The 26604-nt window shown below is 71.5% G+C and carries 22 protein-coding genes; 11 read left to right on the top strand and 11 right to left on the bottom strand.

Annotated elements, in window-relative coordinates:
• The first annotated feature begins 55 nt into the window (after positions 1–55).
• From ACF1DX_RS23185 to ACF1DX_RS23195, 3 genes are all read left to right on the top strand, one after another.
• Positions 56–979: an ABC transporter ATP-binding protein gene (locus tag ACF1DX_RS23185; protein ID WP_391793034.1), complete on the top strand. Its 924-nt coding sequence runs from the start codon at positions 56–58 to the stop codon at positions 977–979.
• Positions 976–1746 (top strand): ABC transporter permease, encoded by a 771-nt coding sequence (locus ACF1DX_RS23190; protein ID WP_391793035.1) that lies wholly within the window; start codon positions 976–978, stop codon positions 1744–1746. Before ACF1DX_RS23185 ends, ACF1DX_RS23190 begins: the two co-directional genes overlap by 4 nt.
• A 223-nt stretch (positions 1747–1969) precedes the next feature.
• Positions 1970–2998, top strand: a complete 1029-nt coding sequence (locus tag ACF1DX_RS23195; protein ID WP_391793036.1) for a heme A synthase — start codon at positions 1970–1972, stop codon at positions 2996–2998.
• Here the strand turns inward: ACF1DX_RS23195 and ACF1DX_RS23200 are convergent.
• The 4 genes from ACF1DX_RS23200 to ACF1DX_RS23215 form a co-directional block, all read right to left on the bottom strand.
• Entirely contained in the window at positions 2956–3690 is a 735-nt protein-coding gene (locus ACF1DX_RS23200; protein WP_391793037.1) for a nucleotidyltransferase, read from the bottom strand. The two genes, ACF1DX_RS23195 and ACF1DX_RS23200, sit on opposite strands and share 43 nt — an antisense overlap.
• 18 nt (positions 3691–3708) lie before the next feature.
• A complete protein-coding gene (locus ACF1DX_RS23205) occupies positions 3709–4815 on the bottom strand; it encodes an amidohydrolase family protein (protein WP_391793038.1) in 1107 nt (368 codons plus the stop codon).
• Positions 4816–4993: 178 nt separating this feature from the next.
• Positions 4994–5326 carry a hypothetical protein gene (locus ACF1DX_RS23210; protein WP_391793039.1) on the bottom strand — a complete coding sequence of 111 codons (333 nt, stop codon included), beginning with the start codon at positions 5324–5326 and terminating at the stop codon, positions 4994–4996.
• Between the two features lie 93 nt (positions 5327–5419).
• On the bottom strand, positions 5420–6373 hold the full coding sequence (locus ACF1DX_RS23215; RefSeq protein WP_391793040.1) for a heme o synthase: 954 nt from the start codon (positions 6371–6373) through the stop codon (positions 5420–5422).
• 342 nt (positions 6374–6715) lie between these two features.
• Here ACF1DX_RS23215 and tkt point away from each other — a divergent pair, with 342 nt between their 5' ends.
• From tkt to pgl, 5 genes are read left to right on the top strand one after another with little or no spacing between them, the layout of a single operon-like run.
• Positions 6716–8803 carry a transketolase gene (gene tkt / locus ACF1DX_RS23220; RefSeq protein WP_391793041.1) on the top strand — a complete coding sequence of 696 codons (2088 nt, stop codon included), beginning with the start codon at positions 6716–6718 and terminating at the stop codon, positions 8801–8803.
• 34 nt (positions 8804–8837) lie between these two features.
• Complete coding sequence (gene tal, locus ACF1DX_RS23225; protein WP_391793042.1) at positions 8838–9956, top strand: transaldolase; 1119 nt, start codon at positions 8838–8840, stop codon at positions 9954–9956.
• A gap of 4 nt (positions 9957–9960) precedes the next feature.
• On the top strand, positions 9961–11484 hold the full coding sequence (zwf, locus tag ACF1DX_RS23230; RefSeq protein WP_391793043.1) for a glucose-6-phosphate dehydrogenase: 1524 nt from the start codon (positions 9961–9963) through the stop codon (positions 11482–11484).
• A complete protein-coding gene (gene opcA, locus ACF1DX_RS23235) occupies positions 11481–12533 on the top strand; it encodes a glucose-6-phosphate dehydrogenase assembly protein OpcA (RefSeq protein WP_391793044.1) in 1053 nt (350 codons plus the stop codon). Before zwf ends, opcA begins: the two co-directional genes overlap by 4 nt.
• Complete coding sequence (gene pgl / locus ACF1DX_RS23240; protein ID WP_391793045.1) at positions 12530–13315, top strand: 6-phosphogluconolactonase; 786 nt, start codon at positions 12530–12532, stop codon at positions 13313–13315. The genes opcA and pgl overlap by 4 nt, the downstream gene beginning before the upstream one ends.
• A gap of 211 nt (positions 13316–13526) precedes the next feature.
• On the opposite strand, the gene ACF1DX_RS23245 is transcribed toward pgl, so the two are convergent.
• From ACF1DX_RS23245 to ACF1DX_RS23265, 5 genes are all read right to left on the bottom strand, one after another.
• Positions 13527–14366: a carbohydrate ABC transporter permease gene (locus ACF1DX_RS23245; RefSeq protein ID WP_391793046.1), complete on the bottom strand. Its 840-nt coding sequence runs from the start codon at positions 14364–14366 to the stop codon at positions 13527–13529.
• The gene (locus ACF1DX_RS23250; protein WP_391793047.1) at positions 14363–15730 is read right to left on the bottom strand and encodes an ABC transporter permease subunit; all 1368 of its coding nucleotides are present in this window, start codon (positions 15728–15730) and stop codon (positions 14363–14365) included. Before ACF1DX_RS23250 ends, ACF1DX_RS23245 begins: the two co-directional genes overlap by 4 nt.
• Before the next feature lie 5 nt (positions 15731–15735).
• Positions 15736–17064, bottom strand: a complete 1329-nt coding sequence (locus ACF1DX_RS23255; protein ID WP_391793048.1) for an ABC transporter substrate-binding protein — start codon at positions 17062–17064, stop codon at positions 15736–15738.
• 97 nt (positions 17065–17161) lie between these two features.
• Entirely contained in the window at positions 17162–18781 is a 1620-nt protein-coding gene (locus ACF1DX_RS23260; RefSeq protein WP_391793049.1) for a glycoside hydrolase family 13 protein, read from the bottom strand.
• 180 nt (positions 18782–18961) lie between these two features.
• Positions 18962–20233 carry an ABC transporter substrate-binding protein gene (locus ACF1DX_RS23265; RefSeq protein ID WP_391793050.1) on the bottom strand — a complete coding sequence of 424 codons (1272 nt, stop codon included), beginning with the start codon at positions 20231–20233 and terminating at the stop codon, positions 18962–18964.
• Positions 20234–20361: 128 nt separating this feature from the next.
• Between ACF1DX_RS23265 and ACF1DX_RS23270 the strand changes: the two genes are divergently transcribed.
• From ACF1DX_RS23270 to ACF1DX_RS23280, 3 genes are read left to right on the top strand one after another with little or no spacing between them, the layout of a single operon-like run.
• Positions 20362–20877: a PadR family transcriptional regulator gene (locus ACF1DX_RS23270; RefSeq protein WP_391793051.1), complete on the top strand. Its 516-nt coding sequence runs from the start codon at positions 20362–20364 to the stop codon at positions 20875–20877.
• On the top strand, positions 20874–21626 hold the full coding sequence (locus ACF1DX_RS23275; RefSeq protein ID WP_391793052.1) for an ABC transporter ATP-binding protein: 753 nt from the start codon (positions 20874–20876) through the stop codon (positions 21624–21626). The genes ACF1DX_RS23270 and ACF1DX_RS23275 overlap by 4 nt, the downstream gene beginning before the upstream one ends.
• A gap of 43 nt (positions 21627–21669) precedes the next feature.
• Complete coding sequence (locus ACF1DX_RS23280) at positions 21670–23952, top strand: FtsX-like permease family protein (protein WP_391793053.1); 2283 nt, start codon at positions 21670–21672, stop codon at positions 23950–23952.
• 61 nt (positions 23953–24013) lie between these two features.
• Here the strand turns inward: ACF1DX_RS23280 and ACF1DX_RS23285 are convergent, their stop codons facing one another.
• On the bottom strand, positions 24014–24835 hold the full coding sequence (locus ACF1DX_RS23285; protein WP_391793054.1) for a hypothetical protein: 822 nt from the start codon (positions 24833–24835) through the stop codon (positions 24014–24016).
• A 91-nt stretch (positions 24836–24926) separates the two neighbouring features.
• The gene (gene pgi / locus ACF1DX_RS23290) at positions 24927–26579 is read right to left on the bottom strand and encodes a glucose-6-phosphate isomerase (RefSeq protein WP_391793055.1); all 1653 of its coding nucleotides are present in this window, start codon (positions 26577–26579) and stop codon (positions 24927–24929) included.
• Between the last annotated feature and the right edge of the window lie 25 nt (positions 26580–26604).

Genomic DNA, 26604 nt, shown 5'->3' on the forward strand with positions numbered 1-26604 from the left:
GAGTTCCCGCACCCGGCGCCCTGACGCCCCGGCCGCCTCCCTAGACTCGTGACCCATGCGAAGTGAGCCCGTGGTCCAGGTGCAGGCCCTGGTGAAGCGGTACGGCACGAAGACCGCGGTGGACGGCCTCGACCTGGTGGCCCGGCCCGGCGTGACCGCCGTGCTCGGCCCCAACGGGGCGGGCAAGACGACCACGGTCGAGACCTGCGAGGGGTACCGGCGGCCGGATTCCGGCACGGTGCGCGTCCTGGGCCTCGACCCGGTGCGGCAGTCGGCGGCGCTGCGGCCCCGCGTCGGGGTGATGCTCCAGTCCGGTGGCGTCTACTCGGGCGCACGGGCCGACGAGATGCTCCGCCACGTGGCGAAGCTGCACGCGCACCCGCTGGACGTGGACGCGCTGATCGAGCGCCTCGGGCTCGGGTCCTGCGGCCGCACGTCGTACCGGCGGCTCTCCGGCGGCCAGCAGCAGCGGCTCGCGCTGGCGATGGCCGTGGTGGGGCGCCCGGAGCTGGTGTTCCTGGACGAGCCGACCGCCGGCCTCGACCCGCAGGCCCGCCGTGCCACCTGGGACCTGGTCCGGGACCTGCGCGCGGACGGCGTCTCCGTCGTCCTCACCACCCATTACATGGACGAGGCCGAACAACTCGCCGACGACGTGGCGGTCATCGACGCCGGCCGGGTCATCGCCCAGGGCTCCCCCGAGGAACTGTGCCGGGGCGGCGCCGAGAACACGCTCCGCTTCTCCGGACGGCCGGGCCTGGACATGGCGTCCCTGCTGAAGGCGCTGCCCCCCGGCTCCTCGGGCGCCGAGGTGGCCCCGGGCTCGTACCGGGTCATGGGCACGGTCGACCCGCAGCTGCTCGCCACGGTGACGTCCTGGTGCGCGCAGCACGGGGTGATGCCGGACCGGATCTCGGTGGAACGGCACACCCTCGAAGACGTCTTCCTGGAACTCACCGGCAAGGAGCTGCGTTCGTGACGGCCACCGGCGCCTACACCCCGAAGCCGGGGGCCGCTCCCCTGGCGCGCATGATCGCCGCGCAGGCCGCGCTCGAGACGAGGATGCTGCTGCGCAACGGCGAGCAGCTGCTGCTGACGGTGATCATCCCCACCCTGCTGCTGGTGCTCTTCAGCACCGTGGACGTGGTGGACACCGGTGCGGGCGAGGCGGTGGACTTCCTCGCCCCCGGCGTCCTCGCGCTCGCGGTGATGTCGACGGCGTTCACCGGGCAGGCCATCGCGACCGGCTTCGAGCGCCGGTACGGCGTGCTGAAGCGGCTGGCCTCGTCGCCGCTGCCGCGCTGGGGGCTGATGACCGCGAAGACGCTGTCGGTGCTGGTCACCGAGGTCCTCCAGGTGATCCTCGTCACGGCGATCGCGCTCGCGCTCGGCTGGTCCCCGCAGGGCGGCCCCTTCGCGGTGTTCCCGCTGCTGGTCCTCGGCACGGCCGCCTTCTCCGGGCTCGGCCTGCTGATGGCGGGCACCCTCAGGGCCGAGGCGACGCTCGCCGCCGCCAACCTGGTCTTCCTGCTGCTGCTCGTCGGCGGCGGGGTGGTCGTACCGCTGGACAAGTTCCCGGACGCGGCCCAGGACGTCCTGGGCCTGCTGCCGATCTCCGCCCTCTCGGAGGGCCTGCGGGACGTGCTCCAGCACGGGGCCGGGATGCCGTGGGCCGATCTCGGCATCCTCGCCGTGTGGGCGATCGCGGGTCTCACGGCGGCCGGACGCTTCTTCCGCTGGGAGTAGAGCCGCGTTCCCGCGGGCGGTCGTGCCGCCGCCCCGCCCGTTCCCGCGGGTGATCGTGCCTCCCCCCAGTGCCTCAAGGGCCTGGGCGGTATCCCCAGGACGACGGGGGTCCCCCGTCCGAGCGCAGCCGAGGGTGGGGGAGGCACCCCGCAAGCGCCGGGCCGCGCGAACGCCCCCGGCCAAGACGGACCCTCGTGAAAGCGTGCACAAGCGGCGTCCTACGATGGGACGCGTGCCAAACGTGACCCGCGCCGACGCCCAGGCGGCCCTGCGCAACCCGCTCGCCTTCATCGCCGCACGCTGGACCCCGGACCCCCGGACCGTCCGCCGGGCGGCCCTCGCCGCGCTCGTCATGGCGGTCGTCATCGTGGTCACCGGCGGTGCCGTACGCCTGACCGGCTCCGGCCTGGGCTGCCCGACCTGGCCCAAGTGCACCGACGACTCACTCACCACCACCAGCGAGATGGGCCTGCACGGCGTCATCGAGTTCGGCAACCGCCTGCTGACGTACGTGCTCTGCGCCGCCGTCGGCTGGGCGATCATCGCCGCGCGCTCGGAGAAGCCGTACCGGCGCAGCCTGACCCGGCTGGGCTGGACGCAGTTCTGGGTCGTCATGGGCAACGCGATCCTCGGCGGCATCGTGGTCCTCGTCGGCCTGAACCCGTACACGGTCGCGGCGCACTTCCTGCTCTCCACCGCGCTGATCGCGGTCGCCACGGTGATGTGGCAGCGCACCCGCGAGGGCGACGAACCGCCCCGGCCGCTGGTCGGCAAGGCCGTGCAGCAGCTGGTGTGGTTCATGGTGGCCGCCTCCGTGCTGCTGATCGCGGTCGGCACGGTGGTGACCGGCGCGGGCCCGCACGCGGGTGACTCCAGCGAGGTCCCGCGGATGCCGCTCGACTGGGAGACGGTCAGCAAGCTGCACGCCGTACTGGCGTGGATCGTGGTGACACTGACGTTCGCCCTGTGGTTCGTCCTGAAGGCGGTCGACGCCCCCAAAGGCCCACTGGCCCGCACCCGCGAGCTGTTCCTGATCCTGCTCGCGCAGGGCGCCATCGGCTACGTCCAGTACTTCACCGACCTCCCCGAGGTCCTGGTCGGCCTGCACATGTTCGGCTCCTGCGTGATGTGGATCTGGGTGCTGCGGGTGCTGCTGTCGCTGCGCGAGCGCCCGGAGGCCGCGGTGCCGGACGCGGCCGTACCGGCTGCTCAGGAGTCCGCCACCAGCGCGTCGATCGCCGGCCCCAGGTAGTCCCTGGTCAGCCGGGCCCGGCGTACGGTCCACCCCTCGGCGGGCGGCGCGGGATCGTCGTAGCGTCGCCTCCTGATGTCCTCGACGACCTCGCCGGGCGCGCCGAGGCCGGGCAGGACGTCCAGGGCCTCCCGCTTGGTGACGAGCCGGCCCTCGCGCAGGGTCACGGTGGCACGGGCGAAGGTCAGCAGGCCCAGGTCGACCCACACGTCCTGGGTCCAGTTGGCGGCCCGGTCCACCTCCCGCCGCCAGAAGTCGCGCTGGTCGCGCACCACGAACGCGGTGAGCTCGCCGTCCGGCACCGGCGGCAGTACGTCCGCGGGCGGCGCCCCGCGCAGGACCCGGCCGAAGGTGTGCAGCTCGGTGCGGGTGACCGGGGTGACGGGGCGCTTGAAGAGCTTTTCGTGCGCCCAGGTGAGGTGGCGCCGCCCGGCGTCCGCCGCGGTCTCCGGCGTCAGATAGGTGCAGTGCAGCCGGTCGGCCAGCGGCTCGCCCCGCAGCCGGGCGTGCAGCAGCGCGACGCGCCACACCGTCCGGGCCGTGACCGGGTGGTCCAGGACCGCGATCATGTCCAGATCGCTGCGGCCCTCCTGGTAGTCGCCACCGGCCAGTGAGCCGTGCGCCCATACGGCCACCGGGTCGAGCGGCGCCAGGCCGGTGAGGAAACGGTCGAGTAACGCGTCGGTCGGCATCCGCCCAGTCTTCACAGTTCAGTCCAGGTTGTACACCCGGCCCGCGTTCCCCGAGGCGATCAGGCCGGCCACCCGCTGGGCGTCCTCCAGCGACCACGCGCCCTCGGCCACCCAGGTGCCCAGCACCCGGCCGAGCGCCTCGCGGAACAGGTGGGCGCCGACGACGTGCAGTTCGGGCAGGCCGCGGGCGCCGCTGGAGAAGAGGATCTTGCCGAAGGGGGCGAGTTCCAGGATCTCCGCGAGGACGGTCGCCGCGCGGGCGCCGGTGCGGACCAGGGCGGCGCCGCAGTCGGCGTAGACGTGCGGGAAGACACCGGCGAGATGGGCGGCGTGGCGGTGGTACGGGTAGCCGTGCAGCAGCACCAGGGCGGTGCCGAGACCGGCGGTGGCCCGGACGAAGTCGGTCAGCAGGACCGGGTCGGTGCGGTCGATGCGGGCGCCCGGTGCGGCGAGACCGGCGTGGAGCTGGAGGGGCCGGCCCGAGGCGACGGCGATCCACAGCAGATGCCGGAGCAGCACGGGGTCGCTCAGCTCGTCCCCGACCCGGCGGGAGGCCAGCCAGCGCCCCGCCGCCCCGCGCACCTCCCCCGGTCCGGGCGGCTCGGGGGCGAGCGCCAGGCCGTGCCGTACGCCGGCGACGGAGGTGAAGGCGACGGCGTGCGCGGCGGCCGCGTGCACCGACTCGGCGAGGTTGGCGAGGAGGGACTCGACGGTGCCGGAGGTGTCGGCGACCTGTTCGGCGAGCTGTTCCAGGCGGACGATCTCGTGGGCCTCGGCGTCCCCGGCCATGCCCAGCTCGGTGGGTCCTGTGAGGTCGCCGGGCAGCCCGGTGTCGACGAGGTAGGCGGTGATGCCGCTGCCCCGCAGCAGCCGCCGCCCGGCCTCGATCACGCCGAGTTCACGGCGCCGGGCGAGGTAGCGGGCGGGCGGGCAGTGCGGTTCCAGGCCGAGCAGGGGTGGACACCAGCGGCGTACGGCGAAGCCGGTCTGGGTGTCGAAGAGGGTGGTCCCGGGGGCGGGCGGGCCCTCGGTCCGGGCGAGCTGGGCCTCGAAGGTGCCCAGGCCCAGCTCTGTGCGGAGCACTCCGTGGCAGTACTGGTCCACGAGTGAGGGTGTTTCGATCATCCGGGGCTCCCCGTCATGGACCGTGGGCGTCACAGGTCCTAACGGGTGGCCCCCGGAAGAGGTCGCGCGTCTGCCGGGTGCCGGTCGGTTCGGCGGGCGCGGGCCGTCCCGGGTTGATCGCGCCCACGCGGCGGAGCCGCATGCCGATACGGCCCCGCGCCCCTGGGCCGGCTGTCGCTCAGCCGTTGGAAGGGCCACCGACCTGGATGCCGGCCATCCTGCTCCACTCGTACGGCCCCGTCCTCACCTTCGCCGCGAACTCGCCGTCGAAGTCCTCGTGCACCGTGATGCCCGCCTTCTCCACGGCCTTCCCGGCGATCTCCATGGAGGGGGCGAAGACGTCGCCCCAGGCGCCGTCCTCGCCGACGAGGACGATGCGGGCGCCGCGCTGTCCGAGGTACGCGATCTGTCCCTCGGCGCCGCCGTGTGCCGTGGCGAAGCCGCTGATCTGCTTGGCGAGCCGGGCCGCCTTCTGCTCGGCCTTCGGGTCCACCTGCTGCGTGTCTGCCATGACCAGGATGCTACCGACGGGTAGATCGAACGGCGACGGGCGGGGTCCGTGGCCTTGGCCACGGACCCCGCCCGGTCGGCGAGCACGGAGCGGTTACCGCAGGAACGGGTCCACCGCGATGGCCACGAAGAGCAGCGACACATAGGTGATGGACCAGTGGAACAGCCGCATCTCCTTCAGCTTGCCGCCCGTCACCTCGGCCTTCGCGCGGTTCAGCAGCGCGTGCGCCTCCCACAGCCACCAGCCGCCCGCCGCCAGGGCGACCGCCGTGTAGAACCAGCCGGTGTAGCCGAGCGGGGTGAGCAGCAGCGACACCGCGACCATGACCCAGCTGTAGAGCACGATCTGCTTGGCGACCACCTTGTTGGAGGCGATGACCGGCAGCATCGGCACGCCGACGCGCGCGTAGTCGTCCTTCACCTTCATGGACAGCGGCCAGTAGTGCGGCGGCGTCCAGAAGAAGATGACGAGGAAGAGGATGACCGGCGCCCACGACAGCGAGTCGGTGACCGCGGACCAGCCGATCAGCACCGGCATGCAGCCGGCGATGCCGCCCCACACGATGTTCTGCGACGTGCGCCGCTTGAGGATCATCGTGTAGACGACGACGTAGAAGAGGAGCGCGCCGAGGGAGAGCCACGCGGACAGCCAGTTGACGGCGAGCCCGAACATCAGCGTCGAGACGACCGCCAGGGTGATGCCGAAGGCCAGGCACTCGCGCGGGCTGACCATGCCGGTCACCAGCGGACGCTGGGAGGTGCGGTCCATCAGCGCGTCGATGTCGCGGTCGATGTACATGTTGAGCGCGTTCGCGCCGCCCGCGGACAGGTAGCCGCCGACACAGGTCAGCAGCACCAGCCCCAGGTCGGGCACGCCCTGCTGCGCCAGGAACATCACCGGGACGGTGGTGATGAGCAGCAGCTCGATGATCCGCGGCTTGGTGAGAGCCACGAATGCCATCACGCGGGCCCCGAACGGCCGATGGGCAGGGCTCTGACTCGTCCCCAGCACCCCCGCTGGACGGGATTCAACGGCCGTCACGCACACCCCTACAGAGATTCCAGCAAGCCTCCCCACGTGAAGCGGGGGTAAAGGCTCGCGCGTACCACGCCACTGTAGACGTTGCCCAGACCCGGACATTCGCGGGGGTCCGCTCGTGTTGGCCGGCGCCCTCCGAGGTGCGCCCCGAAGCTCGATTGAGCACCCGTATGAGCGGCTCCGTATTCATCTGCCGAAGGGGGAAACGAACCGGTCAGGAGGCGGATCCGCAAGAGTGCCCGCACTCTGGAACGGCCCGGAAAAACCCACGTCCTACGGGGGTAGGCTCGACCACGCCGGTGGGCAGTCACCGGCCGTCCGAATCCATGTGGAGAGGAGCCCTGACTCAGGGTGAGCAACAAGCCGACCACCACAGACCTCGAGTGGACCGAGTTGGACCAGCGGGCCGTCGACACCGCCCGCGTCCTGGCCGCCGATGCCGTACAGAAGGTCGGTAACGGCCATCCGGGTACGGCGATGAGTTTGGCGCCCGCCGCCTACACCCTCTTCCAGAAGGTGATGCGGCACGACCCGGCGGACGCCGACTGGGTCGGGCGCGACCGTTTCGTGCTGTCCGCCGGTCATTCGTCCCTGACCCTCTACACCCAGCTCTACCTGGCCGGCTTCGGCCTGGAGCTGGACGACCTGAAGGCGTTCCGCACCTGGGGCTCGAAGACGCCGGGCCACCCCGAGTACGGGCACACCACGGGCGTGGAGACCACGACCGGCCCGCTGGGCCAGGGTGTCGCCAACGCCGTGGGCATGGCGATGGCCGCCCGCTACGAGCGCGGTCTGTTCGACCCGGAGGCCGCCGCGGGCGAGTCGCCGTTCGACCACTTCGTCTACTGCGTCGCCGGTGACGGCTGCCTCCAGGAGGGCATCTCCGCCGAGGCGTCCTCCCTCGCGGGCCACCAGAAGCTGGGCAACCTGGTGCTGCTGTGGGACGACAACCACATCTCCATCGAGGGCGACACCGAGACGGCCGTCTCGGAGGACACCGTCAAGCGGTACGAGGCGTACGGCTGGCACGTGCAGCGTGTCGCGCCGAAGCCGGACGGCGACCTGGACGTGAACGCGATCTACGACGCGATCCAGGAGGCCAAGAAGGTCACGGACAAGCCGTCCTTCATCGCCATGCGCTCGATCATCGCCTGGCCCGCGCCGAACGCGCAGAACACCGAGGCCGCGCACGGCTCGGCGCTCGGCGACGACGAGGTCGCGGCCACCAAGCGCGTCCTCGGCTTCGACCCGGAGAAGTCCTTCGAGGTCACCGACGAGGTCATCGGCCACACCCGCAAGGCGCTGGAGCGGGGCCGGGCGGCCCGCGCGGTGTGGGAGAAGTCCTTCCAGCAGTGGCGGGACAACAACCCCGAGCGCGCCGCCGAGTACGACCGGATCGCCGCCGGTGAGCTGCCCAAGGGCTGGCAGGACTCGATCCCGGTGTTCGAGCCGGGCAAGGGCGTGGCCACCCGTGCCGCCTCCGGCAAGGTGCTCCAGGCGCTCGGCGCGGTGATCCCGGAGCTGTGGGGCGGCTCGGCCGACCTGGCGGGCTCCAACAACACCACGATCGACAAGACGTCGTCGTTCCTCCCGGCCGGCAACCCGCTGCCCGAGGCGGACCCGTACGGCCGCACGATCCACTTCGGCATCCGCGAGCACGCCATGGCCGCGGAGATGAACGGCATCGCGCTGCACGGCAACACGCGCGTCTACGGCGGCACCTTCCTGGTGTTCTCCGACTACATGCGCAACGCGGTGCGCCTGTCGGCGCTGATGCACCTGCCGGTGACGTACGTGTGGACGCACGACTCCATCGGTCTGGGCGAGGACGGCCCGACGCACCAGCCGGTCGAGCACCTGGCGTCGCTGCGCGCCATCCCCGGTCTGAACGTGGTCCGCCCGGCGGACGCCAACGAGACCGCGATCGCCTGGCGGGAGATCCTCACCCGCTGGACGAAGGAGTTCGGCAAGGGCGCCCCGCACGGTCTGGCGCTGACCCGGCAGGGCGTGCCGACGTACGAACCGAACGAGGACGCGGCGAAGGGTGGCTACGTGCTGTTCGACGCGGAGGGTGGTGAGCCGGAGGTCATCCTGATCGCGACCGGCTCCGAGGTGCACGTCGCCGTCGAGGCGCGCGAGCGGCTCCAGGCCGACGGTGTGCCCACGCGTGTGGTGTCCATGCCGTCCGTGGAGTGGTTCGAGGAGCAGGACCAGGGGTACCGGGACAGCGTCCTGCCGCCGGCCGTCAAGGCGCGCGTGGCCGTGGAGGCGGGGATCGGTCTCACCTGGCACAAGTACGTCGGGGACGCCGGCCGGATCGTCTCCCTGGAGCACTTCGGCGCCTCCGCCGACGGCAAGGTGCTGTTCGAGGAGTTCGGCTTCACCGCCGAGAACGTGGCGGCCCAGGCCCGGGAATCGATCGCCGCGGCCCAGCGCTGACGCCCATACACGACACGTAGGAGATGGAATTTCCATGACGGACGCACTCAAGCGCCTTTCCGACGAAGGCGTCGCGATCTGGCTGGACGACCTGTCGCGCAAGCGGATCACGTCCGGCAACCTCGCCGAGCTGATGGACCAGCAGCACGTCGTGGGCGTCACCACCAACCCGACGATCTTCCAGAAGGCGATCTCCGAGGGCGACGGCTACGACCAGCAACTGAGCGACCTCGCCGCCCGCAAGGTCACCGTCGAAGAGGCCATCCGCATGATCACCACGGCGGACGTCCGGGACGCCGCCGACATCCTGCGGCCGGTCTTCGACGCCACCGACGGCCAGGACGGCCGGGTCTCGATCGAGGTCGACCCGCGGCTGGCGCACAACACCAAGGCGACGGTCGCCGAGGCCAAGCAGCTCGCGTGGCTGGTGGACCGGCCCAACACCCTCATCAAGATCCCGGCGACCGAGGCCGGCATCCCGGCGATCGCCGAGGTCATCGGTCTGGGCATCAGCGTCAACGTGACGCTGATCTTCTCCCTGGAGCGCTACCGCAAGGTCATGGACGCGTTCCTGACCGGCCTGGAGAAGGCCAGGGAGCGCGGCCTGGACCTGTCGAAGATCCACTCCGTGGCGTCCTTCTTCGTGTCCCGTGTGGACACCGAGATCGACAAGCGGATCGACGCGCTCGGCACCGACGAGGCCAAGGCGCTGCGCGGCAAGGCCGCCATCGCCAACGCGCGCCTGGCCTACCAGGCGTACGAGGAGGTCTTCTCCACGGACCGCTGGAACGCGCTGGAGCGCGAGGGCGCCAACAAGCAGCGTCCGCTGTGGGCGTCGACCGGTGTGAAGGACAAGGCGTACAAGGCCACGATGTACGTCGACGAGCTGGTGGCGCCGAACACGGTGAACACCATGCCGGAGGCGACGCTGTTCGCCACCGAGGAGCAGGGCGAGATCCGGGGCGACGCCGTCTCCGGCACCTACGAGCAGGCCCGCGCCGACCTGGACGCGGTCGAGGCGCTCGGCATCTCGTACGACGAGGTGGTGCAGCTTCTGGAGGACGAGGGCGTCGACAAGTTCGAGGGCTCCTGGAACGACCTGCTGAAGTCGACCGAGGCGGAGCTCCAGCGCCTCGCTCCCTCGGAGGGCTGAGACCTTGTCGAGCAGCAACCCGCTGCGTGACCCGGCGGACCGACGGCTCCCGCGTATCGCGGGGCCGTCGGGTCTGGTCATCTTCGGTGTGACGGGCGATCTGTCCCGCAAGAAGCTGATGCCGGCCGTGTACGACCTCGCCAACCGGGGCCTGCTGCCGCCGGGCTTCTCCCTGGTGGGGTTCGCCCGCCGGGAGTGGGCGAACGAGGACTTCGCCCAGGAGGTCCACGACGCGGTCAAGGAGCACGCCCGTACCCCCTTCCGCGAGGAGGTCTGGCAGCAGCTCATCCAGGGCATGCGCTTCGTGCAGGGCACCTTCGACGACGACGAGTCGTTCGAGCGGCTGCGCGACACGATCGAGGAGCTGGACAAGGCGCAGGGCACGGGCGGCAACTTCGCCTTCTACCTGTCGGTGCCGCCGCGTTCCTTCCCGGTGGTCATCCAGCAGCTGAAGAAGCACGGGCTGGCGGACCAGAAGGACGGCTCCTGGCGCCGCGCGGTGATCGAGAAGCCGTTCGGGCACGACCTGAGGTCGGCCGAGGAACTGAACGCGATCGTCCACGAGGTCTTCGCCCCGGACCAGGTCTTCCGCATCGACCACTACCTGGGCAAGGAGACGGTCCAGAACATCCTGGCGCTGCGCTTCGCCAACACGATGTTCGAGCCGATATGGAACCGGTCGTTCGTCGACCACGTGCAGATCACCATGGCCGAGGACATCGGCATCGGCGGCCGGGCCGGCTACTACGACGGCATCGGCGCCGCCCGTGACGTCATCCAGAACCACCTCCTCCAACTGCTCGCGCTCACCGCGATGGAGGAGCCGGCCTCCTTCGACGCGGACGCGCTGGCGGCGGAGAAGACCAAGGTGCTCGGTGCCGTGCGGCTGCCGAAGGACCTGGGCCGGGACACCGTGCGCGGGCAGTACGCAGCCGGCTGGCAGGGGGGCGCGAAGGCGGTCGGGTATCTGGAGGAGGAGGGCATCGACGCCTCCTCGAAGACCGACACCTATGCCGCGATCAAGCTGGGCATCGACAACCGCCGCTGGGCGGGTGTCCCCTTCTATCTGCGCACCGGCAAGCGGCTGGGCCGCCGGGTCACCGAGATCGCGGTGGTCTTCCAGCGGGCGCCGCACTCCCCCTTCGACACGACGGCCACCGAGGAGCTGGGCTCCAACGCGATCGTCATCCGCGTCCAGCCGGACGAGGGCGTCACCGTCCGGTTCGGCTCCAAGGTACCGGGCACGTCGATGGAGATCCGGGACGTGTCGATGGACTTCGCCTACGGCGAGTCCTTCACCGAGTCCAGCCCGGAGGCGTACGAGCGCCTGATCCTGGACGTCCTGCTCGGCGACTCCAACCTCTTCCCGCGCACGGAGGAGGTCGAGCTGTCCTGGAAGATCCTCGACCCGATCGAGGAGTACTGGGACACCCACGGCAGGCCGGCCCAGTACCCGGCCGGGACGTGGGGACCCGTCGAGGCGGACGAAATGCTCGAGCGAGACGGACGGAGCTGGCGCCGGCCATGAAGACAGACCTCACGGACACCACGGCCAGCAAGATCAACAAGGCGCTGGTGCAAGCCCGCCGGGCCATCGGCACCCCGGCCGTCGGCATGGTGCTCACGCTGGTCATCGTCACGGACGAGGAGAACGCCTACGACGCGCTGAAGGCGGCCGGTGACGCCTCGCGCGAGCACCCCTCGCGCACGCTGGTCGTCATCAAGCGCGTCTCCCGCTCGCCCCGTGACCGCACCCAGTCCCGCCTCGACGCCGAGGTCCGGGTCGGCGCGGACGCCGGCACCGGCGAGACCGTCGTCCTGCGCCTGTACGGCGAGGTCGCCGACCACGCCCAGTCGGTGGTGCTGCCGCTGCTGCTGCCGGACGCCCCGGTGGTGGTGTGGTGGCCGGTCGGCGCCCCGCTGGACCCGGCGAAGGACCCGCTGGGCGCGCTGGCCCAGCGCAGGGTGACCGACACCTACGCCTGCGAGAAGCCGGTGGAGGAGCTCGCCGCCCGCGCCGACGCCTACACCCCCGGCGACACGGACCTGTCGTGGACCCGCATCACGCCCTGGCGTTCGATGCTGGCGGCGGCGCTGGACCAGATCGCCTGCGAGGTGCAGGGCGTCGAGGTGGAGGGCGAGGAGTTCAACCCGAGCTGCGAGCTGCTGGCGATGTGGCTCGCGGACCGGCTGGACGTCCCCGTCAAGCGCTCGCACTCCGGCGGGCCGGGGCTCACGGCGGTCCGCATGGACACCGACTGCGGCCCGATCGTGCTGGACCGCGCCGACGGTTCGCTGGCGACGCTGTCCATCCAGGGCCAGCCGAAGCGTGCGGTGGCGCTCAAGCGCCGCGACACGGCGGAGCTGATCGCGGAGGAGCTGCGCCGTCTGGACCCGGACGACACGTACGCCTCGGCGCTGCGCTACGGCGTGGAACGCCTGAAGTCGTCGGGTGAGGGTGCCGCTCCGGCCAAAGGAGAACGGGAAGCGGTCCCGGCTCCCGTCGAGTCGGCTGCGAAAGCTCCCGCGGCCGAGGCGACGGCGCAGGCCCCGGTGAAGAAGGCGGCGGCGAAGTGAGTACGGCACCGCAGCTGGTCGTGCACCGGGACAAGGAGCTGATGGCGCAGGCCGCGGCGGCCCGGCTGATCACGAAGATCGTGGATGCGCAGGCCTCACGGGGTTCGGCGTCCGTGGTCCTGACCGGCGGCCGCAACGGCAACGGCCTGCTGGCCGCGCTGGCCGCCGCCCCGGCGCGGGACGCGATCGACTGGGCCCGGCTCGACCTGTGGTGGGGCGACGAACGCTTCCTCCCGGAGGGCGACCCGGAGCGCAATGTCACCCAGGCCCGTGAGGCGCTGCTGGACGCGGTGCCGCTGGACCCGAAGCGCGTGCACGCCATGCCCGCGTCGGACGGCCCGCACGGCACGGACGTGGACGCGGCGGCGGCGGCCTACGCGGAGGAACTGGCCGCGGCCGCGGCTCCGGAGAACCACGCGCCCGTCCCCGCCTTCGACATCCTGATGCTGGGCGTCGGCCCGGACACGCACGTGGCGTCCCTCTTCCCGGAACTCCCGGCGGTCCGGGAGACGGAACGCACGGTGGTGGGCGTCCACGGCGCCCCGAAACCCCCGCCGACGAGGGTCACCCTGACCCTCCCCGCGATCCGGGCGGCCCGGGAGGTCTGGCTGCTGGCGGCGGGCGAGGACAAGGCGGAGGCGGCGGAGATCGCCCTGGCGGGCGCGGGGGAGATCCAGGCCCCGGCGGCGGGCGCCTACGGCCGCAGCCGCACCCTGTGGCTGCTGGACAGGGCGGCGGCTTCACAGCTGCCGAGGGAGTTGTATCCAGCGGCGTCGGCATAGGCGGGTCCGGCGGTGGAGGACGAGTCGTTCGATTCGCCCCCGCCGCCCGTCCCCGTCCTCCGGGGCGCTGCCCCCGGGCCTCCGCTCCTCAAACGCCGGAGAGGCTGATTTCAGCCTCTCCGGCGTTTGAGGAGCGGGATCCTGGGGCGGAGCCCCAGGTTCGGGACGGGAAGGGGCGGCGGGGGCGAGAAAACCCCCACCGCCCCGCCCCCTACTTGACGGACCCCGCCATGACGCCCTGCACGAAGTGCCGCTGGAACGCGAAGAACACCACAACCGGCACCACCAGCGACAAGAACGCCCCCGGCGCCAGCACATCGATGTTGCTGCCGAACTGCCGGATCTGCGACTGAAGTTGCACCGTCAGCGGCTGCGAGGAACTGTCCGCGAACAGCAGCGCGACCAGCATGTCGTTCCACACCCACAGGAACTGGAAGATCGCGAGGCTGGCGATGGCCGGCCGCCCCACCGGCAGCACCAGTTGGATGAAGATCCGCCACTCGCTCCCCCCGTCCATCCGGGCGGCCTCCAGCATCTCCTTCGGCATCTCGGCGAAGTAGTTCCGCAGCAGGAACACCGCGAACGGCAGCCCGTAGGCGACGTGGAACAGCACGACACCCGGAATGGTCCCGAACAGCCCGAGCTGCCCGAAGAGTTTCGCCACCGGCAGCAGCCCGATCTGCACGGGCACGACCAGCAGCGCGACGACGACCAGGAAGACGGGCTCACGCCCGGGGAAGTCCAGCCACGCGAAGGCGTATCCGGCCAGCGCGGCGACGACCACCACCAGCACCGTGGTCGGCACCGAGATCAGCACGGTGTTCCAGAACGCCTGTGTGATCCCCGAATTCCCCAGCAGCGCCGAGTAGTTCTCGAAGGACAACTCCCCCGGGCTGGTGAACACGGTCCACCAGCCCCCCTCCGCCGTCTCCTCGGCCGACCGCAGCGAGGACAGGAACAGCCCGGCCAGCGGGGTCATCCACACCAGCCCGATCACCACCAGGAACGCCTGCACCACCGCGTTGCCCAGAACACGCCGCACCGCGCTCACCGCTGACTCCTCCGAAAACGACGGACGTTGAACACCATGGCCGGAATGACCAGGAGCAGCAGCAGCACGCCCAGCGCGCTGCCCAGCCCCTGGTTGTTGCCGCCGCCGAACGACACCAGCCACATCTGCGTCGCGAGCACGGTCGCGTCCTCCTGCACGGGTCCGGGCGCGATGATGTAGACGAGGTCGAAGACCTTCATCACGTTGATCACCAGCGTCACGAACACCACGGTGAGCACCGGCGCGAGCAGCGGGACGGTGATCCGCCGGAAGATCTGCCACTCGTTGGCCCCGTCCATCCGGGCGGCCTCCAGCGCGTCCCTGGGCAGGGTGGACAGCCCCGCCCCGATGAGCACCATCGCGAACCCGGTCCAGATCCACAGGTACGCCCCGATGATCGCCGGGGTGACGAGCGTGGGACCGAGCCAGGAGATGCCGTCGTAGGGCGCGGCGAAGTTCGACGCGGGAAGCTTCAGCGCGTACGACCCGCCGTCGAGCCCGTCGAAGCCGAACGAGCCGTCGGCGGCGGTGGTCGTACTGGCGACCGTCTTCCCGTCGCGTACCGCCTCGACCGTGACGCCGGGCAGTCCGCTCTCCTCGCCGTCGACCACTCCCGGCTCCCCTCCCCCGCCGGGTGTGAAGTCGAGGTACACGACACCGCGCACCTCGTCGGAACCGGTCTTTCCGGCCGCGGCGCCGGCCGCGGGTTCGGCGTCCCCGGGCAGGTCCTTGGGAGCCACCCCCACCAGCCCGAGTACCGCCGCCGTGTCTCCGGGCGACACCTCCGTCCCGGTGATGTACGACCCGTCGTCCTCCTTGGTCAGCGTCTCGCCGTCCCGCGCACGGGCGGTCGGATAGGACGAGGAGCCCTTGAAGGCGTCGTGGACGGAGACGACGGCCGCGTTGAGCACGCCCTTGTCCGGGTTGTCGTCGTAGGCGAGCCGGAAGATGATGCCGGCGGCGAGGAACGACACGGCCATCGGCATGAACAGCAGCAGCTTGAAGGCGGTGGCCCAGCGGACCTTCTCCACCAGGACGGCCAGGATCAGCCCGAGTGCGGTCAGCAGCGTCGGTGCGACGACGACCCAGATCGCCGTGTTCCGGATCGCCTTGAGGGTGACCGGGTCACGGAACATCTCGGCGTAGTTCTCGCCGCCCACGAACTCGCTGCCGGAGGCGTCGAAGAAGCTGCGGCCGATGGAGAACAGCACCGGGTACAGGACCAGGGCGCCCAGCAGGAGCAGGGCGGGGAACACGAACAGCAGGGCGATGACGCGGCCCCGCCGGCGCAGGCGTCGGCCGCCCGCACCGTCGGGGTGTGCGGATGCCGGAGGGCTCGCCTCTTTCACCAAGGTGGCGGTCATGGCGGTCAGTTCCCGTACGCCTTGGCCGCGGCCTTCTCGAGCTCGGCGGCGGTCTTCTCCGAGTCGGCCGGGTCGCGCAGGAAGTCCTGGAGGATCTTCCACTCACCGGTGCCCTTGGTGCCGCCGAAGGCCGCCGGGGCCTGGTCGGACATGTCGAAGCGGACCGAGTCGCCCGCCTCGACCAGGGACTTGGCGGTGGCGCGGCTGACGTCGTCACCGTAGGAGGCGAGGTCGAGGTTCTTGTTCGGGGAGAGGAAGCCGCCCGCCTCGGCCCACACGGCGGCGGCCTCGGGGGTGGAGAGGTACTCCACGAGTGCCATGCCGGCCTCGCTGTTCTTGCCGTCCTTGAGGACGACCGCCGCGTCACCGCCGCTGACCACGGGGGCCTTGCCGTCGCCGACCGGCGGGAAGGGGAAGAAGTTCGCGTCGGTGCCGATGCTCTTGCCGAACTGGTCCTTGGCGACACCGGCGACGAAGTCGCCCTCGTAGACCATCGCGGCCTCGGCCTTCGGGCCGAATACCTTCTCCACCGAGCCGGGGAAGTCGGTGTTGAGGGCCTGCTTCTGGCCGCCCGCGACGAGCTGCTTGTCCTTGAACAGCTTGCCGAGGGTGGTGAGCGCCTCGACGACGGTCGGGTCGGTCCACTTGATCTCGTGGGCGGCGAGGGCGTCGTACTTCTCGGGTCCGGCCTGGGAGAGGTAGACGTTCTCGAACCAGTCGGTGAGGGTCCAGCCGTCCTGTCCGGCCACCGAGAACGCGGCGAGCCCGGAGTCGGAGATCGTCCGTCCGTTCTCCAGCATGGCGTCGTACGTCTTCGGCGGGGTGACGCCGGCCTGTTCCAGGGCCTCGGGGCTGTACCAGACGGTCGACTTGTGGGCGGCCTTGAAGTACAGGCCGTACAGGGTGCCGTCGACGCTGCCGTAGTTCTGCCACACCTCGGCGAAGTTGCTGTCGATGTTGGCCTGCGTCTTCTTGTCGAGGGGCTTGAGCCAGCCGTTGCCGGCGAACTGCTTGAGCACGCCGACCTGCGGGACCATGACGACGTCGGGGGCGTTGCCGCCCTCGATCTTGCTGCCGACGACGGTGGAGACGTTGTCGCCGGTGGAGACGAAGGCGGTCTTGGCGCCGGTCTTCTCGGTGAAGGCGTCGAGCACCTTCTGGAAGTTCTCCTGCTCGCTGCCGGACCAGACGCCGGCGACGGTGACGGTCTGGCCGCTGAGCGCCTGGTCACCGCCGCCGGCCGCGACGGGTTCGCCGCCGCCGCAGGCGGTCGCGCCGAGCGCGAGGACCAGGGCCGTACATCCGGTGAGCAGGGTGGTACGTCGTCGCATCATCGTCGATGTCCTTTTGTCAGTACGGAAATTCAGTCGGTGCGGGTGCTCGGTCAGTGCGGGTGCTCGGTCAGTGCGGGTGCTCGGTCAGTGCGGGTCTTCAGGGGCAGTCGATCCACCAGGCGGCGGTGGAGCCGGGGAGCGTCCCGGGCGGGCAGGGGCCGCTGGCGAGCAGCGGGGTGCCGGCGACCGGGGCGGGTACGGGGGCGGTGCCGAAGTTGACGGCGCAGACCAGGTCGTCGCGGGCGAAGGCGAGGACGCCGGGCTGGGTGTCCAGCCAGCGGAGCGTGCCCTCACCCAACTGGGTGAGTGAGGCGCGCAGTTGGAGGCCGTCGCGGTACAGGTGCCAGAAGGAGCGGGTGTCGGCCAACGCCCGGTCGGTGGCGTGTTCGGCGAACCACTCGGGCTGCGGCAGCCAGGGCCGTACGCCCTCGGCGCCGGAGGTGAAGCCGAACGGTGAGGCCTGTCCGGACCAGGGCAGCGGCACCCGGCAGCCGTCGCGTATCCGGGCGCGGCTGCCGGTGCGGCGGAAGATCGGGTCGGTGAGCACGTCGTCGGGCAGGTCCACGACCTCGGGCAGGCCCAGTTCCTCGCCCTGGTAGACGTACGCGGCGCCGGGCAGCGCCAGCATCAGCAGCGCGGCGGCGCGGGCGCGGGCCGGGCCGAGTCCGCTGCCGTCCGGGGTGGGTTCGCCGTAGCGGGTGACGGTGCGGACCTGGTCGTGGTTGTTGAGGACCCACGTGACGGTGGAACCAGTGCCGACGATGTCCTGCATGGCCTCGGAGATGACCTTGCGGAAGGCGTCGGCGTCCCAGGGGGCGCCGAGCAGGTCGAAGAAGAAGGCCTGGTGGAGTTCGTCCGGGCGGACGTAGCGGGCGTGTTCGCGGGCGGTGGGGACGGAGACCTCGCCGACCAGGAGGCGTTCGCGGCCGTCGCGGGCGGTGTACTCCTCGCACACCGCGCGCCAGTGCCGCCACACGTCGTGCACCTCGGGCTGGTTCCAGGCGAGCGGGTTGACCGAGTCGCGGGTGCGGGCGTCGGCCTCCGGGTCGGGGGAGTCGGGCAGTTCGGGGTGTTTGAAGAGGCCGGCGGCGACGTCGATGCGGAAGCCGTCGACGCCCCGGTCCAGCCAGAAGCGGAGGATCCGGTCGAACTCGGCGGCGACCTCGGGCTCGCGCCAGTTCCAGTCGGGCTGTTCGGGCGTGAACATGTGCAGGTACCACTGGCCGGGCCGGCCGTCCGGCTCGGTGACCCGGGTCCAGGCGGGGCCGCCGAACATGGCGTGCCAGTTGTTGGGCGGCTCGGCGCCGTCGGGACCCCGGCCGTCGGCGAAGTGGAAGCGGGCCCGTTCGGGGCTGCCGGGACCGGCGGCGAGGGCCGCGCGGAACCAGGGGTGCTCGCTGGAGCAGTGGTTGGGGACGATGTCCAGCAGCACCTTGATGCCGAGCCGCCGGGTGGCGTCGACCAGCAGGTCGAACTCGGCGAGGTCGCCGAAGACCGGGTCGACGCCGGTGTAGTCGGCCACGTCGTAGCCGTGGTCGTGCTGCGGGGAGGGGTAGAAGGGGCTCAGCCAGATCCCGTCCACGCCGAGCTTCTTCAGATACGGCAGCCCGGCCCTGACGCCGGCGAGGTCGCCGATGCCGTCGCCGGTGCTGTCCAGAAAGCTGCGGATGTAGACCTGATAGATCACCGCGTCACGCCACCAGTGGTGCCTGTTCACCCCATTGACCTGTCTGTGAGGAGTGTTTGTTATGCATGCATGTTAGGTAGCGGAGTCGCGCGGGTGTCAATGAACGTGCGCAAGTTACCGGGGAGTTACCCTGTCCGAGCAGGTACTTAAGTGAACACAACGGGCACGTTCGAGACGTCCGCGTTACCTAACATGTAACTAGGGAGGGTTCTATCGCGAGGAGACGGCGGCCAGCTCGTCCGCCAGCCGGCGCACCGCGGCCCCGGGCGTCTGCCGCCCGGTCATGGCGTCGTGCACCACCGCCTGCACCACCAGGCTCACCTGGTCGTAGTGCGGGCTCTTGGGGCGCGGGGCGGCGGCGAGCACGCTCTCGCGCAGGGTCGGCAGGTAGGGGAACCGCCGGACCAGTTCCGGATCGTCGTACAGGCCGGCCCGTACGGGCGGCAGGGCGCCGCGCGTGAGGACCTGGCGCTGCACGTGCTCGCTGGTGAGGTACGCGATCAGGCGCGCGGCGGAGTCGGGGTGCCGGGCGTGACCGGCGACGGCCAGGTTGGAGCCGCCGAGGACGCTGGTGCCCGGACCGTCCGGTCCCGGCAGCGGTACGGCGCCGACCTTGCCGGCGACCTTCGAACCCGGGGCGGAGGCGGCGACGTAGGCGTAGGGCCAGTTGCGCAGGAAGAGCAGCCGGCCGTCCTGGAAGGCCCGCTTGGACTCCTCCTCCTTGTACGTCAGCGCCTCGCGGGGGATCCAGCCCTCGCGGACCCCGCGCGCGAGGAAACCGATGCCGTCCCTGGCCGCCCGTGAGTTCACGGTGACGCGTTCGCCCTCGTCGCCGAGGATGGTGCCGCCGGCCGAGTAGACGGCCTCGGCCGCGTTGACGGTCAGACCCTCGTAGGGCAGGAACTGGCCGGCGTAGCCGTCGAGACCGTGCTCCGGGGCGAGGGTCTTCGCGGCCCGTTCGAGATCGGCCCAGGTGCGCGGGGGCGGGACGCCCTCGGCGTCGAGGACGTCCTTGCGGTAGAGGAGCAGACCGGCGTTGGTGACGTACGGGACGGCGTACAGGCGTCCGTCGTAGGTCGCCGTGTCCACGACCCGGGGCAGGAAGGCATCGAGCGGGAAGCGGTCGCGGGGCAGCGGGCGGATCCAGCCGGCGGCGGCGAACTCCGAGGTCCAGCTCACGTCGATGTTGAGCACGTCGAACCGGCCGTGCTCGCCGCCGCGCAGGTCGGTGATCATCTGTGCGCGGGTCTCGTCGGCGGAGTCGGGCAGCTCGACGAGGGTGACCTCCTCGCCGGGGTGGGTGCGGTTCCAGCCCTCCAGCACGGAGCCCAGATAGCCGGTGAGGTCACCGGCGGTGGCCAGGGTGAGCGGTCCGCGACCGCCCCCGCCGGCCTCGTCGGCCCGTACCCCGGAGGCGACGTAACCGGTCAGGACGACGATCAGGACGAGGAGGCCCCTACCCGCGGCATGGATCCACCGCATAGGTTCCTCCCTGTACACCGGCACCCGGGCACCATCGTCCGGGGTCAGAGGCCATGTATACCTGTTAGGTATGCGCGATACTAGGCCCTGCGGCACATTACCCACAGGACGCGAGGAGGAGAGCACGAGTGCGGCTGCCCCTCCTGGCGCTGCTCGCCCGTGGCCCGGCCCACGGCTATGAGCTCAAGCAGGACCTTGAGCAACTGCTGGGCTCCGCGTACCCTCAGCCGAACGTCGGCCAGATCTACGTCACCCTCGGCCGCCTCGAGAAAACGGGACTGATCGAGGGCGAGGACGTCGAGCAGTCGAGCCGGCCCAACAAGAAGGTCTACCACCTCACCGACGCCGGGCGGGAGGCGCTGCGCGCCTGGTACGAGGAGACGGCGGACGAACCACGGGTGCGGGACGAGTTCTTCATGAAGCTGGCCCTGGCCCCGCAGACCGGTCTCGCCGACCAGATCGCGCTGATCAACCGACAGCGGCGCCAGTACCTGAACACCATGCGGCAGTTGTCGAAGCTGGCCGCCGCCGAGGACCGGGACAACCGCATCTCCCACCTGCTGATCGAGGGCGCCATGCTGCACCTGCAGGCCGACCTCGACTGGCTGGAGCGGTGCCAGGAGGAGCTGGAGGAGCTTCAGTGAGCGAGCGCACCGCTGAAGTGCTGCGCGCCGAAGGCCTGGTCAAGACGCACCACGGCGAGGGCGCCCCGGCGCACGCCGTGCGCGGGGTCGACCTGCGGGTGGCGCGCGGCGAGTTCGTGGCGATCACCGGACCGTCCGGTGCGGGCAAGTCGACGCTGCTGCACCTGCTCGGCGGGCTCCAGCGGCCCGACGCGGGCAGCGTCTGGCTGGACGGCGTGTGCACGGACGGCTACGGCGAGGCCCGCTGGGCGGTGGAGCGCCGCAAGCGGATCGGGATCGTCTTCCAGTTCTTCAACCTCGTCTCCGGCCTGTCGGTCGCCGACAACGTGGAACTGCCCGCACTGCTCGCCGGGGTGCCGCCGAGGAAGGCCCGCGCCGGCCGGGAGGAACTCCTGGCCGAGCTGGGTCTCGCGGGCAAGGAGCGCAGCATGCCGGGCGAGCTGTCCGGCGGTGAGCAGCAGCGGGTCGCCCTCGCCCGGGCGCTGGTCAACCACCCGCCGCTGCTGCTGGCCGACGAGCCCGCGGGCAGCCTGGACAGCAAGGGAACCCGCGAGGTGATGCGGCTGCTGTCCCGCTTCCACCAGCGCGGGCAGACGATCCTGCTGGTCACGCACGACGCACGGCTGGCGAGCGCGGCGGACCGGGTGATCAGCTTCTTCGACGGCCGGATCGCCGACGACGCCGCGCTCGACGGCGGCGTCCCGCCGCGCCGGACCGGTACGTCCGGTGTGCTGGAGCTCAAGGACTGACATGCGCTTCCACGACCGCCCCGCGTCGAGGGGTTGAGCGCCCGTGCGAGCCACTCTGCGCTGGGCGCACTCCGATCTGCGCACGCACCGCGGCGAGGCGCTGTTCCTGGTGCTGGCCACCGCGGGCATCGTCGCGTCGCTGCTGCTGGCCACGGCCCTGTTCGGGTACGCCACCAACCCCTGGCAGCGGGTCTTCACACAGGCGCGCGGCGCGCACGTCACGCTGCACACCACCGCCTCCGCCGACGCGGGGAGGCTGGCCGGACTGGACGGCGTGGAGTCCGTCGCCGGTCCCTACCCGACGGCCGCGCTCACCCTCGCCTCGGCGGGCGGCCGGGCCTCCGTGGAACTGCGCGGCACCCCCGCCGAGCCCGAGGTGGGCCGCCCGCTGATCACCTCCGGGCACTGGCTGGACCCGGCCACCCCCGACGGGGTGGTCCTGGAGAGCCGCCTCGCGCGGGCGCTGCTCACGGCCCCCGGTGACACGCTCACCGTGCCCGGCACGGCGCGGGAACTGACCGTGGTGGGCGTCGCCGACAGCGCCGAGCCGCGCTACCGGCCGGGTGAGCGGGCCGGCCTGGTGTGGGCGCTGCCGTCGGCGGTGCCGGACCCGGGCGGCCGGGTGGTCGGGCTGCGGCTGACCGACCCGGGCGACACCGGGTACGCCGTGCAGCGGGCGGTGACCGAGCTGGGCGCCGGGGCGATCGGCGAGGTGGCCACCTGGCAGCAGGCGCGCGCCGAGGCGCAGGGCGACAACCGGCTGCTCGGGCAGGTGCTCGGCCTGTTCGGTCTGGGCGCGCTGGCCGCCGCCGGGTTCGCCGTGCACGGGGCGATCGCCACCCGGATCCGGGGGCATCTGCGGGACATCTCGATCCTCAAGGCGATCGGCTTCACGCCCGGCCAGGTCGTCCGCGTCTTCCTGATCCAGCACCTCGGTTACGCCCTGCTCGGTGCCGTGGCCGCCGCCGTGCTCACCGAGGCGCTGGGCGGCGCGGTGCCGGGGCGGCTCGGGGACGCGGCCGACGTGTGGCAGGGGCTGCCCGGACACACCGCGGCGCTGTTCGCCGTACCGGCCGGGGCGGTGCTGTTCATCGGCGCGACCACCGGGCTGGCCGCCTGGCGGGCGGGGCGGGTGCCGCCGGTACCGGTGCCGCGCCCGGCGGCGCCCCCGGCCGGGCGGCTGACCGGTGTGGCGCGGCGGGCGCTGGGAGCGCGGGTGCCGCCGGCGCTGGTCCTGGGCTGGCACAAGGCGTTCACCCGCCGGTCGCGTTCGCTGGGCGCGGTGGGCAGGCTGGCGCTGCCGCTGCTGCTGATCGTGGTGGCACTGAGCGCGTGGACCACCATCGACCGGTTCCACAGCAGTCCGGAGCAGGTGGGGCTGCCCACCGCGCTCAGTGTCCGCGCGGACGCCTCGCTGGGCGACCGGGAGACCCGCGCGCTGCTGGAGCGCGACCCTCAGGTCGCCGCCGCCTATCCGGGTGTGGAGGTGGCCGCGCTGGTTCCCGGCCAGACCGCCACCATCGCCCTGCGCGGCCTCGGCACCCGTGCGGAGCCGTACCCGTTCACGCTGGCCGAGGGGCGTCCCGCGCACGGGCCGGACGAGGCGGTGGCCGGTCAGGGGCTGCTCGACCTGCTGCACGTGCGGGTGGGCGACTGGGTGCGGATGACCGTCGGCGACCAGCCGCAGATCCTGCACATCGTCGGCCGCAGCATCGAACCGGAGAACGCCGGACGAACCATCTCCACCTCGCTGGACACCCTTCGCGCCAACGACCCGGGCCTGCGGCCGGCCCTCTACCAGCTCCGGCTGGACCCCGGCGCGGACCCGGCCGCGGTCGCCGAGCGGCTGACGGCGGCGGGCCGCGGCCATCTGGACGTGCACGCCGTGGCCAACCCGGCCGACGGGCTGTCCCCGCTGCGCGCGGTGGTCCTCGGGCTGATCGTGGTCCTCGCGCTGATCGGGCTGATCGAGCTGCTGACGGCGATCGGCGGCACGGTCCGCGAGGGCGAACGCGATCTGCTGGCACTCAAGGCCATCGGCCTGACCCCCCGGCAGATCACCGCCGTCACGGTCACCGCCACGGCCGGTACGGCTCTGGCGGCCGTGCTCCTCGCCATGGCCCTGGGGCTGCCGCTGGCGCACTGGCTGATCGACGCCCAGGGAAGGTCGAGCGGCATCGGCGCGGGGATCGCCCGGCTTCCCTCCCCCGCGCTGCTGGTGCCGCTCGGCGCGGCGGCGGTGCTGGGTGCCGCGGGTCTCGCCGCCCTCCCGGCGGCACGAGCGGCCCGGCGGCGCCTCGCGGACACGCTGAGCGCGGTGACCTGAGCGGCAGGTGCGCGTACGCCCACTTACTTTGTTCGCCCCCGTGCGACGCGGCGTCAGCCGGTCAGCCGCCGCGGACGTAGGGGTTCCCCTGCGGCGGTACGTGAGGCAGTCCCGTCGGCGGCATGGCCGGAGGCATCGGCGGGAGGCTCGCCGGGTGGACACCCAGCCGGATACCGTAGCGCCGCTTCAGCCGGCCCGCCTCCGCCAGGGCGATCACCGTGACGGTCACCGGGGCACCCAGGATGAAGACGATGCCCAGGGTGAGGCTGAGCCCGTGCAGATCGCCGGTGACGAGGTCCGGGATCGCCATCAGCCAACTGGTCACCGTGGCGAGCAGCGCCGGCAGACAGCGGTGCACGGCGGCCGTGCCGAAGAAGTTGCCGGAGACCCGGATGGCTCCGGAGACCAGGAAGACGGCCATCCACATCATCGTCAGGCCGACGCCCATGACCGTGAACATGCTGTTCGAGCCGTTCGTCCACTGCACCAGCACCACCGTCGCCACCACGCAGCCGATGAACAGCAGGAGCAGCTTGAGGGAGTTGAGCAGCGGTACCCGAAGCTGGCGCACGGTGCCGGTGCGCCGCCAGACGAAGAGCATCACGCCGACCGTCAACGGGGTGAGCAAGAGCAGCACCGCCGAGGCGGTGAGCGCGTTCTCCAGCAGCTCCGTGATCTCGAAGCCGCCCTCCAGGACGGTGTAGACGCCGACGGAGGCGACCGCTCCGGCGATGACCCTGAAGCGCTTCAGCCGCTCGATGGACGGGTCGAGCGGCTGCGGGATCCACGCGGGGTGGAACACCGCCCTGGCGACGTGGTGGGGTTTCAGGAAGGTACGGACCCTCAGCGTGCCGCCGGTCCAACTCCCGGACGTACGTGTCACCTTGTGCTCCCCCGAGCGCTCGCCGTGATGATCGCGGGGGATTCTACGGGAAGCGGACGGCATCGCGCCGTCCGCTTTCCCGCACCGGGCCTCACTGCCGGCCGCGCAGCTCCCGGTAGGTGGCGACGAGGGCCTTGGTGGAGGCGTCCAGGCCGGGGACGTCGGCGCCCTCGGTGAGGGCGGGTTCGACGCGCTTGGCGAGGACCTTGCCGAGTTCGACGCCCCACTGGTCGAAGGAGTCGATGTCCCAGATCGCGCCCTGTACGAACACCTTGTGCTCGTAGAGCGCGACGAGCTGGCCGAGCACGGACGGCGTGAGCTCGCGCGCGAGGATCGTGGTCGTGGGGTGGTCGCCCTTGAACGTCTTGTGCGGGACCAGTTCCTCCGGCACCCCTTCGCCGCGCACCTCGTCCGGGGTCTTGCCGAAGGCGAGGGCCTGCGTCTGGGCGAAGAAGTTGGCCATCAGCAGGTCGTGCTGGGCCCCCAGTTCGTCGCCCAGCTCGGCCACGGGCTCGGCGAAGCCGATGAAGTCCGCCGGGATCAGCTTCGTACCCTGGTGGATCAACTGGTAGTAGGCGTGCTGCCCGTTGGTGCCGGGCGTGCCCCACACCACCGGTCCCGTCTGCCAGCCGACCTCGCGCCCGTCCCGGCCGACGTACTTGCCGTTGGACTCCATGTCGAGCTGCTGGAGGTAGGCGGTGAACTTCGACAGGTAGTGCGAGTACGGCAGCACCGCGTGCGACTGCGCGTCGTGGAAGTTGCCGTACCAGACGCCCAGCAGGCCCATCAGCAGCGGCACGTTGGACTCGGCCGGGGCGGTGCGGAAGTGCTCGTCGACGATCCGGAACCCGTCGAGCATCTCCCGGAAGCGGTCCGGGCCGATGGCGATCATCAGCGACAGGCCGATCGCGGAGTCGTAGGAGTAGCGTCCCCCGACCCAGTCCCAGAACTCGAACATGTTCGCCGTGTCGATGCCGAAGTCGGCGACCTTCTCGGCGTTCGTCGACAGGGCGACGAAGTGCCGGGCGACGGCGGCCTCGTCCTTGAGGGCGTTCAGCAGCCAGGTCCGCGCGGAGGTGGCGTTGGTGACCGTCTCGATGGTGGTGAAGGTCTTGGACGCGATGATGAACAGCGTCTCGGCCGGGTCCAGGTCGCGGGTCGCCTCGTGCAGGTCGGCGCCGTCCACGTTGGACACGAAGCGGACGGTGAGGTCGCGGTCGGTGAAGGCACGCAGCGCCTCGTACGCCATGGCGGGGCCCAGGTCGGAGCCGCCGATGCCGACGTTGACGACGTTGCGGATGCGCTTGCCGGTGTGACCCGTCCACGCGCCGGAGCGGACCCGGCCGGCGAAGTCGGCCATCCTGTCGAGCACGGCGTGCACGGCCGGGACGACGTTCTCCCCGTCGACCTCGATCACCGCGTCCCGCGGGGCGCGCAGCGCGGTGTGCAGCACGGCCCGGTCCTCGGTGGTGTTGATCTTCTCGCCGCGGAACATGGCGTCGCGCAGCCCGAACACGTCGGTGGCGACGGCCAACTCGCGCAGCAGCCGCAGGGTGTCGTCGGTGATCAGGTGCTTGGAGTAGTCGATGTACAGGTCACCGACCCGGAGCGTGTACCCGGTGCCGCGGCCGGGGTCGGCGGCGAACAGCTCGCGCAGCCGCACCTTGCCGAGCTCCTCACGGTGCTTGGCCAGTGCGGTCCACTCGGGCGTCTGGTTGAGCCTGGTACGACCGTCTGCGTTCATCTCGGACTTCAGCCTTCTTCCTTGG

The sequence above is a fragment of the Streptomyces sp. NPDC014676 genome (assembly GCF_043084105.1).
Classification (GTDB): Bacteria; Actinomycetota; Actinomycetes; order Streptomycetales; family Streptomycetaceae; genus Streptomyces.